This window comes from Pseudidiomarina gelatinasegens (genome assembly GCF_004025325.1).
Lineage (GTDB): Bacteria > Pseudomonadota > Gammaproteobacteria > Enterobacterales > Alteromonadaceae > Pseudidiomarina > Pseudidiomarina gelatinasegens.
This window is the reverse complement of the sequence record NZ_RSFE01000026.1, coordinates 1-1,281: the sequence shown is the minus strand read 5'-3', so window position 1 is coordinate 1,281 and position 1,281 is coordinate 1. Positions and strand designations below refer to the sequence as shown.

The 1,281-nt window shown below is 49.6% G+C and carries 1 protein-coding gene; it reads left to right on the top strand.

Translation table 11 applies throughout. From position 1 onward, the window contains the following. Positions 1–73: 73 nt before the first annotated feature. Positions 74–1,272, top strand: a protein-coding gene (locus tag EGC76_RS11875; protein ID WP_128353212.1) for an IS3 family transposase whose coding sequence is annotated in 2 segments (ribosomal slippage) — positions 74–344 and positions 344–1,272 — 1,200 coding nt in all. Because the reading frame shifts where the segments join, the coding sequence is not laid out codon by codon here. The last annotated feature ends 9 nt before the right edge of the window (positions 1,273–1,281 follow it).

The window sequence follows — 1,281 nt, the reverse complement described above, 5'->3', positions numbered from 1 at the left end:
TGTAGTGGCATAGTTAATTTGGCCACCTGATTAGAGCTGTTATGATGACAGCATAGCAAAATTAGGTGACAAAATGACAAAGAAGAACCGTCCAAACTTTAGCCCGGAATTTAGACTGGAAACAGCACAGTTAGTCGTCGATCAGGGGTATTCTCACAAGGAAGCCGCCGATGCCATGGGCGTTGGGTATTCAACGCTTGGTAAATGGGTAAAGCAGCTACGAGAAGAACGCGCCGGTAAGGCTCCAAAAGCCAGCCCCATGACGCCTGAACAGGTTGAAATCCGTGAGCTCAAGAAGCGCGTCGAACGCCTTGAATTAGAAAAGGATATATTAAAAAAGGCTTCAGCTCTGTTGATGTCGGACTCCATGAAACACTCGCGTTAATCGAGAGACTGAGTCAGAGCAATACACGCCGGTATTCGGTGAAAGATTTGTGCGAGGTACTGGACGTCCACCGCAGCACATTTAAATACTGGCAGCGGCGAGATAAACGTATCTCGCCAGAAGCGATTAGGCTTCGCAGCCTAGTGCGCAAAGCGCACCGGTTAAGCAATGGCTCGGCCGGTGCCAGAACGGTCGCTGACATGATTACAAATGACGATACGCACAGCATTACGCTGACACGCTATCGCGCAGGGCGCCTGATGAAAAAGCTGAAACTGGTTAGCTGTCAGCTACCGAAACATGCTTATAAGAAGGCGGCACAGGAGCATGTTGCCATTCCAAATTTATTGGATCGGCAGTTTGCGGTGACCGCGCCCAATCAAGTGTGGTGCGGCGATGTTAGCTTCATCTGGACAGGCAGCCGCTGGGCCTACCTGGCCGTTGTCATGGACTTGTTCGCACGACAGCCCGTTGGCTGGGCGATGAGTCATTCTCCAGACAGCAATTTAACGTGTCAGGCGCTGACTATGGCGTTTGAGCGCAGGGGGCAGCCAAAGGACTTGATGTATCACAGCGACCAGGGCTGTCATTATACCAGTCGCAAATTCAGACGATTAATATGGCGTTACCGAATGACGCAAAGCATGAGCCGACGTGGAAATTGTTGGGACAATAGCCCAATGGAGCGCTTTTTTAGAAGCTTAAAAACGGAATGGGTGCCGACTACTGGCTATCGAAACTTTACTGAAGCCAAGCAACGGATCAGTGATTATATTCTCGGTTATTACAGTCGATGGAGACCGCATTCGTACAACGGTGGATTGACACCATCTGAGTCGGAAAAACGGTACTGGAATAACTACAAAACCGTGGCCAATATTACTTGACCACTACAA